Annotated in this window: 16 protein-coding genes; 6 read left to right on the top strand and 10 right to left on the bottom strand. The window is 68.1% G+C overall.

Going from position 1 to position 15,278, the window contains the following annotated elements; translation table 11 throughout:
- Positions 1-12 precede the first annotated feature (12 nt).
- Both EV650_RS18955 and EV650_RS18950 read left to right on the top strand, forming a co-directional pair.
- Complete coding sequence (locus tag EV650_RS18955) at positions 13-1,164, top strand: serine hydrolase domain-containing protein (protein WP_134120378.1); 1,152 nt, start codon at positions 13-15, stop codon at positions 1,162-1,164.
- 4 nt (positions 1,165-1,168) lie between these two features.
- Positions 1,169-1,918 carry an alpha/beta fold hydrolase gene (locus EV650_RS18950; protein ID WP_134120377.1) on the top strand — a complete coding sequence of 250 codons (750 nt, stop codon included), beginning with the start codon at positions 1,169-1,171 and terminating at the stop codon, positions 1,916-1,918.
- Here EV650_RS18950 and EV650_RS18945 read toward each other — a convergent pair.
- Positions 1,911-2,990: a 2-oxoacid:ferredoxin oxidoreductase subunit beta gene (locus EV650_RS18945; RefSeq protein ID WP_134120376.1), complete on the bottom strand. Its 1,080-nt coding sequence runs from the start codon at positions 2,988-2,990 to the stop codon at positions 1,911-1,913. The genes EV650_RS18950 and EV650_RS18945 overlap by 8 nt on opposite strands.
- Positions 2,987-4,963 (bottom strand): 2-oxoacid:acceptor oxidoreductase subunit alpha, encoded by a 1,977-nt coding sequence (locus tag EV650_RS18940; RefSeq protein WP_238174318.1) that lies wholly within the window; start codon positions 4,961-4,963, stop codon positions 2,987-2,989. The genes EV650_RS18945 and EV650_RS18940 overlap by 4 nt, the downstream gene beginning before the upstream one ends.
- A 246-nt stretch (positions 4,964-5,209) precedes the next feature.
- Between EV650_RS18940 and EV650_RS18935 the strand changes: the two genes are divergently transcribed.
- Together EV650_RS18935 and EV650_RS18930 are read left to right on the top strand one after the other, a co-directional pair.
- Positions 5,210-6,004: a hypothetical protein gene (locus EV650_RS18935; protein WP_134120375.1), complete on the top strand. Its 795-nt coding sequence runs from the start codon at positions 5,210-5,212 to the stop codon at positions 6,002-6,004.
- A gap of 10 nt (positions 6,005-6,014) precedes the next feature.
- Positions 6,015-6,371 (top strand): NADH-quinone oxidoreductase subunit A, encoded by a 357-nt coding sequence (locus EV650_RS18930; RefSeq protein WP_134120374.1) that lies wholly within the window; start codon positions 6,015-6,017, stop codon positions 6,369-6,371.
- Here the strand turns inward: EV650_RS18930 and EV650_RS18925 are convergent.
- Positions 6,368-7,264, bottom strand: coding sequence for an ornithine cyclodeaminase family protein (locus tag EV650_RS18925; protein WP_134120373.1), 897 nt, complete (start codon positions 7,262-7,264; stop codon positions 6,368-6,370). The genes EV650_RS18930 and EV650_RS18925 overlap by 4 nt on opposite strands.
- A 240-nt stretch (positions 7,265-7,504) precedes the next feature.
- On the opposite strand from EV650_RS18925, the gene EV650_RS18920 reads away from it, so the two are divergent.
- Positions 7,505-7,723 carry a hypothetical protein gene (locus EV650_RS18920; protein ID WP_134120372.1) on the top strand — a complete coding sequence of 73 codons (219 nt, stop codon included), beginning with the start codon at positions 7,505-7,507 and terminating at the stop codon, positions 7,721-7,723.
- Positions 7,724-7,734: 11 nt separating this feature from the next.
- Here the strand turns inward: EV650_RS18920 and EV650_RS41420 are convergent, their stop codons facing one another.
- The 7 genes from EV650_RS41420 to EV650_RS18895 form a co-directional block, all read right to left on the bottom strand.
- Positions 7,735-10,641 (bottom strand): helix-turn-helix transcriptional regulator, encoded by a 2,907-nt coding sequence (locus EV650_RS41420; RefSeq protein ID WP_134120371.1) that lies wholly within the window; start codon positions 10,639-10,641, stop codon positions 7,735-7,737.
- Between the two features lie 137 nt (positions 10,642-10,778).
- Entirely contained in the window at positions 10,779-10,949 is a 171-nt protein-coding gene (locus EV650_RS40390) for a hypothetical protein (RefSeq protein WP_166678216.1), read from the bottom strand.
- A 13-nt stretch (positions 10,950-10,962) separates the two neighbouring features.
- Positions 10,963-11,091, bottom strand: coding sequence for a hypothetical protein (locus EV650_RS41340; protein ID WP_255512105.1), 129 nt, complete (start codon positions 11,089-11,091; stop codon positions 10,963-10,965).
- Between the two features lie 244 nt (positions 11,092-11,335).
- A complete protein-coding gene (locus EV650_RS18910; protein ID WP_134120370.1) occupies positions 11,336-11,554 on the bottom strand; it encodes a hypothetical protein in 219 nt (72 codons plus the stop codon).
- 115 nt (positions 11,555-11,669) lie between these two features.
- Positions 11,670-12,377 carry a GntR family transcriptional regulator gene (locus tag EV650_RS18905; RefSeq protein WP_134120369.1) on the bottom strand — a complete coding sequence of 236 codons (708 nt, stop codon included), beginning with the start codon at positions 12,375-12,377 and terminating at the stop codon, positions 11,670-11,672.
- On the bottom strand, positions 12,377-12,892 hold the full coding sequence (locus tag EV650_RS18900; RefSeq protein ID WP_134120368.1) for a cysteine hydrolase family protein: 516 nt from the start codon (positions 12,890-12,892) through the stop codon (positions 12,377-12,379). Before EV650_RS18900 ends, EV650_RS18905 begins: the two co-directional genes overlap by 1 nt.
- Complete coding sequence (locus tag EV650_RS18895; RefSeq protein WP_202874760.1) at positions 12,892-14,349, bottom strand: purine-cytosine permease family protein; 1,458 nt, start codon at positions 14,347-14,349, stop codon at positions 12,892-12,894. Before EV650_RS18895 ends, EV650_RS18900 begins: the two co-directional genes overlap by 1 nt.
- Before the next feature lie 83 nt (positions 14,350-14,432).
- Between EV650_RS18895 and EV650_RS18890 the strand changes: the two genes are divergently transcribed.
- Complete coding sequence (locus EV650_RS18890) at positions 14,433-15,278, top strand: alpha/beta fold hydrolase (protein ID WP_134120367.1); 846 nt, start codon at positions 14,433-14,435, stop codon at positions 15,276-15,278.

Below are 15,278 nucleotides of genomic sequence, written 5' to 3'. Positions count from 1 at the left end.
CAGGAGGTCGTGGTGCAGAAGGTGGCGGCACTGGTCCGGCGGTACGTCGACGACGGTCGGTTCCCGGGCACCGTCACGGTGGTCGCGCACCGGGACGAGGTCGTGCTTTTCGACGTGTACGGGCGTGCGGACGTCGAGCGCGATCGCCCGATGACCGCGGACACGATCTTCCGGATCTACTCGATGACCAAGCCGATCGTGAGTCTCGGGCTGATGCAACTCTACGAGGAAGGACGCTTCCAGCTCGACGATCCGGTGGTGAAGTACCTGCCCGCGCTGGGGCGGCCGAAGGTGTACGACGACGGTGGCCTGCGGGACTCCGGTCGCGAGATGACCGTGCGAGATCTGCTGATGCACACCTCAGGCCTCGCGGCGTCGAAGGGCAAGCATCCGGTCAATCTGCTCTACCAGGAAGCCGGGCTGACCGGGATGGATTCGGACGCACCGCTGTCCGAGCTGCCGGGACGCCTGGCCGGCCTGCCGTTGCAGGCGGATCCCGGCACCCGCTGGATCTATGGGATCTCCACGGATCTCGTCGGCCTGCTGTGCGAAGTGATCGGCGGGCAACCGCTGGACGAGTACTTGCGAACCCGCATCTTCGAACCGCTCGGCATGACCGACACCGGTTTTTCGGTGCCAGAGGCAAGCATTTCCCGGTTCGCGGCCTGCTACGGGTACGACGACAGTGGGTTCACGCTGACCGATGATCCGGAGACGAGTGCGTACGGCCGGCCGCGGACCTTCTTGTCCGGGGTGGCCGGGCTGGTGTCGACGGCGGGGGACTACCTGCGGTTCACGCGGATGCTCGCCGGTGGCGGTTCGCTCGACGGGACCCGGATCATCGGGTCGCGCACGCTGCGGTTCATGACAGCGAACCACCTGCCCGGCGGTCAGGACCTCGCGGCATTCACCGACTTCGGCGGTGAGACGAAGCGAGCCGGTCAGGGCTTCGGGCTCGGGTTCGGTGTGCTGCTCGATCCGACCGTGGCGCAAACCATCGGTACACCCGGCGAGTATTTCTGGGGCGGCATGGCCTCGACCGCGTTCTTCGTCTCCCCGGCCGACGAGCTCGCCGTCCTCTTCCTCACCCAACTCCGACCGTCCGCCAGCTACCCCATCCGCCGCGAACTGCGAGCTGCCGTCTACGCGTCACTGGACGACTGACGTCATGCTGACCACCGACGATGGCTGTCGCCTGTGGACCGACGTCAGCGGCGACGGCCCATCCGTCGTTCTGGTGCATGGCGGTCCGGGGTGGTGGGACGTGTTCCACGACCTGTCGCTTCCCGGATTCACGCTGCACAGGTGGGACCAGCGAGGCTGCGGCCGCTCGGACCGCCGCGGCCCGTACACCCTCGCCCGCTTCGTCGCCGACCTGGCCACAGTCGCGGGCCCCGAGCCGTGCATCGTCATCGGACACTCCTGGGGAGCGTCGCTGGCCCTGGAGTATGCGCAAGCACACCCCGAGGCCGTGTCCCGCTTGGTGCTGGTGTCATCGGTCGGCCTCGACGGTCCGCCGGCCGACTATCGCGCCCGGGTCGCCGAGATCCTCGCCGAGACTCCGGAGGAGGATCCGTGGATCGCGCAGATCTCCGTGAACCTCGCCGACCGGGCCACCGCGTTGGACTCCTCCCGGCGGTTGAACACGCCCTGGTTCGAGCCCAATCGGGTTTGTGCGGACGCGTTGCTCGCCGAGTTGAAGGCAGTGCCGGACCGGGCGGGGCGCTGCGGGCGGGTCGTCGTACCGACGTTGTTGGTGCATGGCGCGGAGGACCTGCGGCCGCCGTACGTCACCGACACCTTGCTGGCGGCGTTGCCCAATGCAGAACGGGTAGTGCTCGACGGTGTCGGGCACTACCCGTGGTTGGAGGACCCGGACGGCTTCCAGAAAGTCGTCCGGGAGTTCCTCGCTAGTTGACGGTCCAGGTGTCGGCGCCGGTGACAAGGGCCTGGAGATCGCCGGTGCCTTGGGCTTCCTGGGAGGTGGTGATCTGCTGGCGGACCAGGTCGTCGTACGCCGGGCGCTCGACCGAGCGGAAGATGCCGATCGGAGCCTGGTGCAGCACGCCCGCGTCGGTCAGCCGGGACAGGGCGAAGGCGTACGCCGGGTCCTCGGTGTGCGCATCGTGGATGACGAGATCCGCCTCGCCACCCGGCAGGTCCGCAACCTCTCGTACGGCGAGAGACGCGAAGCCGTCGCGTACTACGCCGAGGTGTCCGTCCGTGCCGAACCGGATCGGCTCGCCGTGCACGAGCGGGATGATCGCGTCGTCCCGGGTCTCCGGGTCCTTGAACGCGTCGAACGCGTTGTCGTTGAAGATCGGGCAGTTCTGGTAGATCTCCACGAACGACGTACCGCGGTGCTCGGCGGCGGCCCGCAGCACCGAGGTGAGGTGCTTGCGGTCGGAGTCGACCGTGCGGGCCACGAACGTCGCCTCCGCGCCGAGCGCCAGCGAGACCGGGTTGAACGGGTTGTCCACCGAGCCCATCGGCGTCGACTTGGTGACCTTGCCGGTCTCCGAGGTCGGCGAGTACTGACCCTTGGTGAGGCCGTAGATCCGGTTGTTGAACAGCAGGATCTTCAGGTTCACGTTCCGGCGGAGCGTGTGGATCAGGTGGTTGCCGCCGATCGACAGCGCGTCGCCGTCACCGGTCACGACCCACACCGAGAGGTCCGGCCGCGACACCGCGAGACCGGTCGCGATCGCCGGCGCGCGGCCGTGGATCGAGTGCATGCCGTACGTCGACAGGTAGTACGGGAAGCGCGACGAGCAGCCGATACCGGACACCATCGCGACGTTCTCGCGCTTGATCCCGAGCTCGGGCAGGAACCCCTGGAAAGCCGCGAGTACGGCGTAGTCACCGCACCCCGGGCACCAGCGGACCTCCTGGTCCGACACGTACTCCTTGCGGTTCTGCGGCTCGGTCGCGGCCGGGACGCCCTTCAGACCGCCGGGCAGACTCGGCAGACCGAGATCGACCGTGCTCATCGTGCTCCCTCCGACTGGTGCAACTCTTGGTTCAGGGCCTCGCCGTGCTTGACGGCGGCAGCCGCCGCGCCCAAATGACGGGCGTCGTCGTCGATCCCCGCGGTCTCCTCGACCAGGTTGCCGATCACCTCGGCCAGCTCCGCGGCGCCGAGCGGCATACCGCGGACCTGCGCGTAGGAGACGACGTCGACCAGGTACTTCGCCCGCAGCAGCATCGCCAGCTGGCCCAGGTTCATCTCTGGCACCAGGACCTTGTCGTAGGACTTCAGCACGTCGCCGAGGTTCGACGGGAACGGGTTCAGGTGCCGCAGATGCGCCTGCGCGATCTTTCCGCCGACCTGGCGGACCCGGCGGACGCCGGCGCCGATCGGGCCGTACGTCGAACCCCACCCGAGCACCAGCACGTTCGCCGTACCGTCCGGGTCGTCCACCTCGATCGGCGGGATGGACCGCGCGATGCCGTCCACCTTCGCCTGCCGGGTGCGGATCATCAGGTCGTGGTTGGCCGGGTCGTAGGAGATGTTGCCGGTCTTGTCCTCCTTCTCCAGACCACCGATCCGGTGATCGAGATTCGGCGTGCCCGGGATCGCCCAGGCGCGGGCCAGGGTCTCCGGATCCCGCAGGTACGGGAGGTAGGTCGGCGCGCCCTTGGCGTCGGTCGCGTTCGGCTCGAGGGTGAAGTTCGGCTCGATCGTCGGCAGGTCCTCCACCACCGGGACCTTCCACGGCTCGGAACCGTTGGCCAGGTAGCCGTCGGACAGCACGATCACCGGCGTGCGGTAGGTGACCGCGATCCGGGCCGCCTCGATCGCGATCGCGAAGCAGTCCGCGGGGGACTGGGCCGCGAGCACGGGCAACGGCGCCTCACCGTTGCGGCCGAACATCACCTGCAGCAGGTCGGCCTGCTCGGTCTTGGTCGGCATACCGGTCGAGGGACCGGCGCGCTGGATGTCGCAGACGACCAGCGGCAGCTCGAGCATCACGCCGAGACCGATCGTCTCGGACTTCAGGCTGATGCCCGGACCGGACGACGTGGTCACGCCGAGCGCACCACCGAACGACGCGCCCAGGGCGGCGCCGACACCGGCGATCTCGTCCTCGGCCTGGATCGTGGTGACGTTGAACCGCTTGAGCTTGGACAGCTCGTGCAGTACGTCGGATGCCGGGGTGATCGGGTACGCACCGAGGACCAGCGGCAGGCCGGCTCGTTGAGCGCCTGCCACCAGGCCGTACGCCAGCGCGAGGTTGCCGGAGATGTTCCGGTAGGTGCCGGTGGCCATGTGGGCCGGCTTCACCTCGTACCGGACCGAGAACTCCTCGGCGGTCTCACCGAAGTTGTAGCCCGCCCGGAAGGCCGCGATGTTCGCGTCCCGGATGTCCGGCTTCGAGGCGAACTTGGTCTGCAGGAACGTGATCGTCGACTCGACCGGCCGCTGGAACAGCCAGGACACCAGGCCGAGCGCGTACATGTTCTTCGCCCGGGACGCGTCCTTACGGGTCAGCCCGAATTCCTTCACCGACTCGACCGTCATACCGGTCAGGTTGAGCGGGATCAGGTGGTACGCGTCGAGCTCGCCGGTCTCCAGCGGATTCTCGTCGTACCCGATCCGCTTCAGGTTGCGGGCGGTGAAGTCCGCGGTGTCGACGATCACCGTCGCGCCCCGCGGCACGTCCTTGAGATTCGCCTTCAGGGCCGCCGGGTTCATCGCGATCAGCACGTCGGGCGCGTCGCCCGGCGTGAGGATGTCGTGATCGGCGAAGTGGAGCTGGAAGGACGACACTCCCGGCAGGGTCCCGGCTGGTGCCCGGATCTCGGCTGGGAAGTTGGGCAACGTCGACAGATCATTGCCGAACGATGCGGTTTCCGCTGTGAACCTGTCCCCCGTGAGTTGCATCCCATCACCGGAGTCGCCGGCGAAGCGGATCACCACGCGGTCGAGCTGCTTGACCTCGATGGTCACTGTTCTTTTCATCTCCAAGTCGAAGCTTGGGTCGTCCGGCCGCCTTGTGGGCAACAGGCCGATCCCCCCGTCAGGGCGATAACCCCAATATTAGTTCGCCCTTAGAACAGAACCATGCGGAAGCCCCGGTGGTCCACAGCCTGGGACGTGGTGCTAACACGAACCGATCAGTGTCACACTCCGCAGCCGCTCGCTTGCGATCCGAAGTAGGAACCGGCAGGGTGTCGTCATCAAGCTGTGACTTCAAGGAGCCGTTTCATGCGTCGTGTGCTGGTCGGACTGCTGACATCGCTGCTGGTGGGGTGCGCTGCACCTGCCGCCCCGGCGGACAGTGCGCTCAGTCTCGGCAGTACGGCGTCCGCAGCCGTGACGACTCCGGTCCGGTCCGCGAAGATCTCCAGCATCCGTACGACCGACGCGACCAAGGGCGTGATCACCGTCGTCGGGACGTTGACGCCCGCGCCCGCGGCCGGGACCCGGATCCCGTTGCACCAGTGGATCCCGTCGCTGAAGCGGTGGCAGGAGGTCGCGCACGGGTTCTCGTCCGGCAGCAGCGTGACGATCACCACGGTGCAGCCGGGGTCGATCCGGACCTATCGGATCGCGGTCGGTGCACAAGCGCCGTACGCCGCGGCGATCTCGCCGATGATCAGCTTCAAGCACTACGTGTGGCGCGGGATGTTCAAGAAGGGGATGCTCGCGGCCGGTGGACAGGGGCAGCCGCAGTTCACCGTCGTACCGCCGAACGAAGGACCGCGGCGGGCCGAGGCCGACCTGCTGGCCAACCAGGGTGGGTATGTCTGGGGCGACGTGGACTCGACCGGCTGCCGGTACTCGCGGAACTGGCTCGGCAACCTGACCGACGGTCTGGTGCGGGTGTCGCTGCACAACGGGACGACGGCGATCACGTCGACCCGGATGCAGCAGGAGACCGAGACCTGGCTGAACTACGACATCTCCGGTGTGACTCGGTTGCGGCTGCAGGTCGCGGACATCCGGTCCGGGTACGGGCCGTACGTTTCGATCGACTCGCTCCTGCTCTGCACGAACTAAGCTGCTGCCTGTGTCGGACAGCTATGGCGTCGTCGCCGCGGTGGTGGGGCTCGGCCTGGTCGGGTTGCTCGGCGCCTTCGCGCTGAACAAGGCGCTGACGGTCACCTATCCGACCGAGGGCAAGCTCAAGACGTACGAGTCCGGCGTCGACCCGGTCGGCGAGGGCTGGGCCCAGGTCCACATCCGGTACTACTTATTCGCGTACCTCTACGTGATCTTCGCCGTAGACGCGATCTACTTGTTCCCCTGGGCCACCATCTTCGCCACCCTCGGCTACTCGACCCTGATCGAGATGTTCGTCTTCCTGGCCTTCGTCACAGTCGGCCTCCTCTACGCCTACCGCAAGGGCGTAATGCGCTGGACCTAACCGCTCAGCGCCGCGGCGATGGCCCAGTCTTGGCAGCCGATGCCTACGGATTTGAAGACTGTTCGGCCTTGCGGCGTTGGTGGGTTGTCGAGTGCGGTGCCTAGCTCGATCAGGTCTGCTTCCGCTAGTGCGCCGGACGTGACGGCGTCGATGATCTCGCCGGATTCTTCGAGCGCTGCTTCGCGTTGGTCGACCAGGACTGTGGTGGCGGTGGCCAGGAGGTCGCGGGGGAGTTCGCGCATGGTGGGGCGGAAGGCGCCGATCGCGTTGACGTGGACGTTCTCGGGGAGAGCGTCGGCGGTGAAGAGCGGAGTGGTCGACGAGGTGGCGCAGCAGATGATGTGCGGGTCGGCGATGGACTCGTCGATGTTCGTGCCGGCCGTGAACTTCACCTCGGGGAACTCGGCTGCCAGCTGCTGGGCGAGGGCCGCGGCGCGATCGGCTGAGCGGCCGGTGATGGTGACATCGGCGATCGGGCGTACGGCGAGGACCGCGCGGACCTGGTCCGGAGCCTGAGCGCCCGTCCCGATCACGGTGAGCCGGTTGGCGTCGGCGGGTGCGAGCAGATCGGTGGCGACGCCGACGACCGCGCCGGTCCGCAGGGTGGTGAACGAGTGGCCTTCGGCGACCAACTGCTCGCCGGCCCCGGTCCAGATCACTGTCGCGCGGATGGCCGGCAGCTGGTCGAGCGCGATCCCGATCTTCTTCACCACCGCGGTCCCGCTCGGGATGTGGTACGCCGACATGACGAGCACCGCCCCGTCCCCGAAGATCTGCCGCGGCGGCAGCACGAAGTTCCCGGCCGCCAGCTCCCGGAACGCGTCCCGTACCGCCGCGACCGCCGTACTCATCGGAACCAGCCGCCGAACATCCTGATCAGAAAGAACCTTCACCGCCCGAGCATATTCGGCCGGGATTTGCCTGCCGCAACCATCCGGCAATTGGTGACTGAGCGTAACAACTGACCAAGCGTCCAGACTCGTTGCCTGGTCACCGTTTGTGATTGCATTTGGCAACAAACGTGAGTTTCAAGCGTATTGCTTAACGGTATGCGTACAGCCGGTCGCCAAGTGGTGGGTTCGGGGCTATGGTGATTACTCGGGGATACGGGGCGAATACCTGGCGGTGAGGCTATGGCGTGGCAACTGTGGGTATTGATAGCACTTGCTGCAGCCGGGCTCGTGCTATTGGCCGCAGCACGGATGCGGCACGCCCGGAAGGTGTTCGACGACATCACCGATATCGGCGGCCCGCTGCACGACATTCCCACCAAAGTCACCGCTGACGACCTGGCTCGGGTCCGCGCCCGCCACGCCCATCCGGAGCCGGACCGGCACCGCAGACACGGTTAACTCGTCGTCAGCTACAGCAGCCCGTCACGCCGTGCGACCGCGGCCGCCTCGGTCCGGGAGCGGACACCGAGCTTCGCCAGGATGTTCGACACGTGCACGCTGACCGTCTTCTCGCTGATGTACAGCTCGCGCGCCAGCTGCCGGTTCGTCCGTCCCTCCGCGAGCAACCGCAGTACTTCGGTCTCCCGCGACGTCAGCGCACTCGCCGCGGTGTCCACGCCGCCGGTCTCGTCCAGCAGCGGCTTCGCCCGCAGCTCACGACCGACCTCCGCGGCCAACGCGGTCTGTTCGTTCGCCTCGGCGACCCGGCCGGCGGCACGCAGCGCCGCCGACAACCGGACCCGTGACCAGGCCTGCTCGAAGACGTACCCGTACCCGAAGGCGTCCGTCGCCCGCTCCCAGGCGGCGACATGCTCCTCCGGCGTCGGCGCGTCGATCCCAGCCAGCCACCGCAGCCGCTCCCACTCCGCCTCCAGACGGGCCAGCCACGCGAGCCCTTCGACGCCCATCAACCGTCCCGGCGGCATCCCCTTCTCCGCGGTCGCCTGCCCGAGGGCGACCAGCTCCGCGCCGCGCGAGACCAGCTCCGTGGCGGCTGACGGCTCGCCGACGGCCCGGTGGCACAGCACCTGCAGGCCGAGCGTGGCGAACCGGATCTGCGCGAGGAACCACTCCGTCTGGAACACACTGCTACACAGCGCGGACACATCGGTGATCAACTTCTCCGCCTCGGCCGGCTGATCGAGCTGCCGGTACGCGTCCACGGCCGGTTGCAATCCCAGGAGCGGCAGCATGATGTCCAGGTCCCACCATTTCCGGGACATCTCGAACTCCTCCGCGACCGCTGTGTCACCCCGCCCGCCGCGCACCGAGAACTCCACCGCACGCAGCGCCGCGGCCGCAGCGGCGGGCGTCATCGCGTCGGTCTCGGCCGTCGCGGCCGCCTCGTCCCACTCGCCGAGCATGAACTGGGTCAGCGCCACCATCCGGCGCGCATCGAACCCGTACACAGCCCACTGCCGTCCGAGCTCACCGGCCCGCTTCGCCGCGAACGACAACGCGGCCTTCGCATTCAGCAGGTCGCCCTGCTCGTAGTGCGTGGACCCGAGCAGGAACCGGCTTCGCACCTCGGCGGGGGCATCTCCGGTGAGCTGCGCCCGTACGGCGGCTTCCTCGAGCTGCTTCGCGGCCGTTTCCGGATCGCCGGCCCGGCGGCGGAGCTGGGCGAGCGTGATCCCGGCGTCGCTAGCGGCCGACTCCTGACCGGCCTCGCGGGCGATCTCGAGCGCTCGGTGCGCCCACCGCTCAGCCTCCATCGGCCGGCCGAGCGCGTCGGAAACCCGCGCGTACAACGAGGTGACCTGCGCCTTGAACACACTGGCGGGCTCGTCGCTGACCAGTTTGAGCGCCTGCGAGATGGCCTCGCTGGCTTCCTTGTCCTGGTCGATGATCAGCGCGATGTCCGCGAGCGGCAGCAGGAGCTCGGCCCGCTGCAGCTTCGGTGCGTCGGCCGGCAGATCGACCAGCGCCTTCCGGAGCAGCTTGAGAGCGCGCAGATGCTGTGACGACAGGGTCGCCGCCATCGCTGTGTCGACGATCAGCCAGGTCTTGTCGACGGTGCTCGTCGGCGCCGCGTTCGGGAACAGCTCGAGCGCCATCTCGTAGTGCTTCAGCGCCTCCTGCGGCGCCGCGACCGAGAGCGCTTCCTGACCGGCCCGGACCCGGGCCTCGAACGCGGTAGCGAGGTCATGCGACCGGGTGGCGTGCCCGGCCAGCTCGGCCGCGGTGCCCGCGACGGTCTGGTTCTCCAGCGCTTGCACGTACGCCGCATGCTGCCGAACCCGCTCACCCGGCAGCAGGTCGTCGTACACGGCCTCGGCCAGCAGCGCGTGGCGGAAGTAGTACCGATCATTGGTGGGTACGTCGATGATGTGGGCGTCGATCAGCTCCCGCAGGGCGTCGTCGAGCTCGCGGTCGGGCATGTTGGCGACGGCGGTGAGTAGGTCGTGCGGGACCCGGCGACCCGCGACCGCGATCACCCGGGCGACCTGACGCGCGTCGTCCGACAGCGGGTCGAGGCGGACCAGGAGCAGGTCGGCGAGATCGGGCGGCACGACGTCGCCGTCACCCATCGAGGCCGCCGCGGCCAGCTCCTCGGTGAAGAACGCGTTGCCGCCCGCACGCTCCAGGATCCGGCGCTCCTCGACTGCGGGCAGCGGCTCGGTGAGCAGCAGGTGCAGGAGGGTGCGGGCCTCGTCGGCGTCGTGGGGGAGCAAGTTGACGCGACGCACGCGCGGGTTGCGGGACCACTCGGCGATCGGGCGGCGGAGCGGATGCCGGCGGTGCAGGTCGTCGCTGCGGTACGAGACCACGAGGGCCAGGCGCTGCGAGGTCAGCCGGGTGATCAGGAAGCCGATCAGGTCCCGGGTCGAGTCGTCGGCCCAGTGGACGTCCTCAATGATCACCAGGAGCGGCTCGCTGGTGGAGAGCGCGGTGAACGCGCCGAGGACGGCGTCGAACAGCGCAGCGCGGTCGAGCTGGCCCTCCTGCGGCACCGGCTGGGCGCTGAGCAGGCGGTGTGCGGGGAGTAGCCGGCTGATCGCGGGGAAGTTGGTCAGCACGCTGTCGACGAGATCCGGCCGGTCGCCGGCCAGGCGGCCGAAGATCTCGGAGAACGGCTGGTACGGCAGGCCGGCGTCGCCGAAGTCGGTGCAGTGCCCGACCAGCACGCCGAAACCGCGCTCGTGCGCGCCGGTGGCCACCTCGTCCAGCAGCCGGGTCTTGCCGACGCCGGCGTCACCGGACAGCAGTACAGCACCGGCGCGGCGCGTTTTCGCGTCGTCCACGGCGCTCAGCAGGGCGGCCATCTCGGTCGAGCGGCCGACGAGAGGTGTCGAAGTCCAGGGCACGTCGTCCATCTTCGCCCCTGGCGCCGACACAAATCGACGGCATCCCGTCCGGTGAGCGTCAGTTCTGCTCCCGGCCTTCGTTGTTCGGCCCAAAAGAGCGCCGTCCCTGATCCCGAGGAGCGGATCAGGGACGGCGGTTGGCGCGGTCATGCGGCCGTGGTGGGTCGGAGCGTGCGGCGTGCGTGCCGCGGCTCGGGCTGCGAGGCCCGCTCGGCGCGCTGCCGGCGGGTCGCGGACCGGAAGTCACGCTTGGTCCGCTCCAGCCGGTAGGCCGACTCCGCCTTGATGAAGTCTTGACTCAGAGGAGTGTTGAACATGGTTTCCCTCCCTTCAGGCTTTCCGGCCGAACAGGTGGCTGATGGTCCGGCGGCCCCGGGTGTTCCGGTGCTGGCGGAAGTCGCGGCTGAGGCGCTCCCTGCGGTAGTCGACCTCTGCCTTGACGCTTTCGTTCGTGAACATTTGGTGTTCCTCCTGGTTGGTGGCCGGCTTCCTGCCGACACCCCTCAATCTGCTCGTCTGAGGTGGTCCCGCACATCGGAACTCCTCCCTATCCCCAGGCCCGAGCGGTCCCTAGGTGCCTCAGGTACGCCGTACTCCGCCTCTAAGGAGTCTGAAAAGACCCTGGAAACGAAGGCGGCGCGACCGGCTCGGAGGGGAGCCGGCCGCGCCGGTTGGGGAGGGGGTCTCGGTGGTGCCCGAGCGGTCACATCGCCGGACGGGCACGCAGTTCGGGCGCACAGGGCTGGGGAGCCTGCCGCCGTGGCTTGCGCTGGAACCAGGCCGGCCGCTGGAAGTCGCGCCGGATCCGATCCTGCCGGTACCGGATCTCAGCCTGGAGCGAGTCGGGTGAGTACATGAACATGGTCTCCTCCGGGAGCTCGTCGATGACTAGAGATTGCTCCCCTGAGGAGTCCCCCCACATCCGCACAACTCCCTATGCCAAAGGCAACGAACCCTTAGGTCGCCCCGCCTGGGGTGCGGGCGCGTTGAGGAGCGGAGCGACGAAGGGAGCGCGTGCGGAGGACGCGCGGGTGTCGTCAGCTGCGGTAGGACAGGCTTAGTTCGTAGTGGGTGGGGTCTAGGAGTTCGTCGGCGTGTTCGGCGAAGCGGTCGTCGGCGGTCCAGCTGGTTCGGGTGGTGTGGAGGAACCAGGTGTCGTCGGGGCGTTCCAGGTGGCCGGCTTCGACGGGGGTGAGTGGGCGGCCGCGGAGGCGTTGCTCGCAGTGGTCTAGGTACAGGCCGGCGCGGTTCAGTGTGACGCTGATCGAGCCGTTGTCGAGACCCCGTTCGGGCAGGTCCCGGAGTGAGTCCAGCGCCGGGACCCGGCTGCGTTCGAGTGAGATCGCCGTACCGTCCGTGAGCTGCCGGACGCGCTCGATCACGACCAGTTCGGAGGATTCGAGACCGAGCCGATCGGCCAGCTCGGGATCGTCCTCCCGTTCGATGCGTACCGTCCGCATCCGGGTCTCGACGCCCTGTTCGGACAGGGCATGCGTCCACCCGAGCCGCCCGTCCAGCGGCAGCCCGTCGAACAGCACGAACGACCCTTTGCCGGTGTGCGTGGTGATCAAGTTCTCTTCGGCCAGTACGGCGAGTGCCGCGCGGACCGTGTTCCGGCTGACCGCGAACCGCTTCGCCAGCTCGACCTCGCCGGGCAGCTGAGCGCCACGCCGTACGACGCCGGACTTGATCTCTCGTGCGAGCACCCGGGCGACCCGTTCGTGCTTCAGGTAGATCCGCCGCATCAACGAACCTGTTCCACGCTGACGACCTCGATCATCGGCGCATACAACCGCATGATGTCGATCGCCTTGCGATGGTTCTCGTCCGTCGACCCAGCGCATGCCTCTTCGACCACCTGGACCTGTACGCCGGCATCGACCGCGGCCAGCGCCGTACTGATCACGCAGCAGTCCGTCGCCACTCCCGCGAGTACCAGCCGATCGCCGGCCCTCACCGCCAGCTCCGGCCCCCAGGCCCCGAACGTCGACTTGTCCAAGGTTGGAGCACCCTTGAACTCGTCGACCAGCTGATAGTCCTCGGCATCGGCCGGCTGCAACGCGAACGGAAACTGCTCGTAGTAGCCGACCCACGATCCCGACGGCCGTTCCGGCGCGATGAAACGAGTGAAGACGACCTCGGGAGCGAAGAGCCTGATCAGCTCCCGAGTCGGCTCGATCACGCGCTGGAAGTCAGGCGTCGCCCACCCCGACTTCGGGTCCGCGAAGATCTTCTGCAGATCGATGAGCGCCAGCACCATCAGGCAGTCGCCTCCTGCTTACGTACGCCGGCCGCGCGCCCGAACCACTGCACCACGAACCCGATCACCAGCGCCACCAGCACGCCGAGGTTCGCGAACGCCCACGAGCCCTCCTTGCCACCGAGACCGAATGCCCCAAGCAGATAACCCTGCCAGGTCAGCCACGACGCGAGCGTGTTCGTGACCAGTCCCCAACCGATGCCGGTAGCAACGACCATCGTGATCACGGGCAGCCATTGCACGTCGCCGTACCGTCCCGAAGTCCGGTAGAGATCGCCCTCCGCGTAGTCCCGTCGCCGGGCCGCGATGTCGGCGAGCATGATCCCGCACCAGGCCGCGATCGGGACGCCCAGCGTGATCAGGAACCCCTGGAACTGCCCGAGGAACTCACCGCCGTAGAACACCACATAGATCGTCCCGCCGATCATCACCACCCCGTCGATGAAAGCGGCGACGTACCGCTTCACCGGCACTCCGAGCGACAGCAGCGCCAGGCCGGACGAGTAGATGTCGAGTACGGCGCCACCGACCAGACCGAGCACCGCGACGATCACGAACGGCACCAGGAACCACGTCGGCAAGGCCTCGGCCAGCGCACCGATCGGGTCCGCCCCGATCGCCTTGCTCAGGTCCGGCGAGGATCCCGCCAGCAACAGGCCGAAGACCAGCAGTACGACGGGAGCCACCGAACCACCGAACGTCGTCCAGCCGACCACGCCGCGACTCGACGCCCGTCGCGGGAGGTACCGCGAGTAGTCCGCGGCCGCGTTCACCCAGCCGAGCCCGAACCCGGTCATCAGGAAGACGAGCGCGCCGATCACCGCCTGCGTGGAGCCGCTCGGCAGCGCGGACACCGTGGACCAGTGGATCTGGTCGGCGACCAGGATGATGTAGACGACCGTGAGTACGGCGGTCACGATGGTGATGACTGTCTGCGCCCGCATGATCAGGTCGAACCCGAGCACGCCGCAGGCGACCGTCAGCAGACCGACCACGACCAGCGCGATCACCTTGGTCAGGTTGCCGCCGCCCCAGCCGAGCCGCTCGAAGACGGTCGCGGTGGCGAGGGTCGCGAGGATCGTCAGCACGGTCTCCCAGCCGACCGTCAGCAACCACGAGACCAGCGACGGCAGTTTGTTGCCCCGGACACCGAACGCGGCCCGGCTCAGCACCATCGTCGGTGCCGAACCGCGCTTGCCGGCCAGCGCGATCAGCCCGCAGAGCAGGAACGAGAACACCACCCCGATCACGCCGGCGATCACCGCCTGCCAGAACGAGATCCCGAACCCGAGCGCGAAGGCGCCGTAACTCAGCCCGAGCACGGATACGTTCGCCCCGAACCACGGCCAGAACAGCTGACTCGGCCGGCCCTTCCGGTCCGCGTCCGCGATCACGTTCAGCCCGTTGCTCTCCACCGAGAGCGCGCGAGTCTGCTGCACCTCGAGCTGGTCAGCCATGGTGTCTCCCCACCAGAATGGACCTGTTCAGTCCTGTTCAATCACGGTAGGCCGAGCCCGGGTTGTGGTCAACAATGAATGTCATGCTGAGCGACGCGGTGGACGGATTCCGACTGGCGTACGACCGGATCGGCGAGGGACCGGCGGTGGTGTTGCTGCACGGCTGGCCCGGCGATCGCACCGACTACCGGTTGCTCGCGCCGATGCTGGCCGAGCGCGGGTTCGAGGTGGTGGTCCCGGATCTGCGCGGATTCGGCGAGTCGGACAGTCAGTCCATGGATCCAGCGCAGTACGGCGTTGCCGCGCAGGGTCGGAGCGTGGTCGGTCTGGTGGAGGAGCTCGGGCTGGAGCGTCCCGTGCTCGCCGGGTACGACGTCGGGAGCCGTATCGCGCAGGGGATCGCGCGTTCGGGGCCCGAGCTGATCGAGGGCCTGGTGATCGCGCCGCCGTTGCCGGGGATCGGCAAGCGGGTCTACTCCGAGCAGGCGCAGGCGGAGTTCTGGTACCAAGCGTTCCATCGGCTGCCCGTGATCGAGGAGCTGATCGACGGCAAGCCGGATGCGGTTCGGTCGTACCTGCGGCATTTCTGGACGCACTGGTCCGGGCCGGGATTCGAGCCGGAGCTGGATCACCTGGTCGAGGTCTACTCGGCGCCGGGTGCGTTCACGGCGTCGATCCAGTGGTATCGGGCGGGCGCCGGTTCGGTCGCGACCTCGGCAGCCGAGACAGCGCCGCCGTCGTACGACCGGATCGCCGTACCCACCGTGGTGCTGTGGCCCGAGTTCGACCCGCTGTTCCCACGGGCCTGGTCGGACCGGTTGGACGACTTCTTCAGCGACGTACGGCTGCGGCTCGTCGACGGTGTCGGGCACTACGCGCCACTCGAGTACCCGGACATCCTCGCGGAGGAGATTGTCGGACTAGGCTAG

The organism is Kribbella kalugense (genome assembly GCF_004365875.1).
GTDB classification, from domain to species: Bacteria; Actinomycetota; Actinomycetes; order Propionibacteriales; family Kribbellaceae; genus Kribbella; species Kribbella kalugense.
Note: the sequence above shows the minus strand (reverse complement) of the source record. Positions and strands in the feature narration are given on the sequence as shown.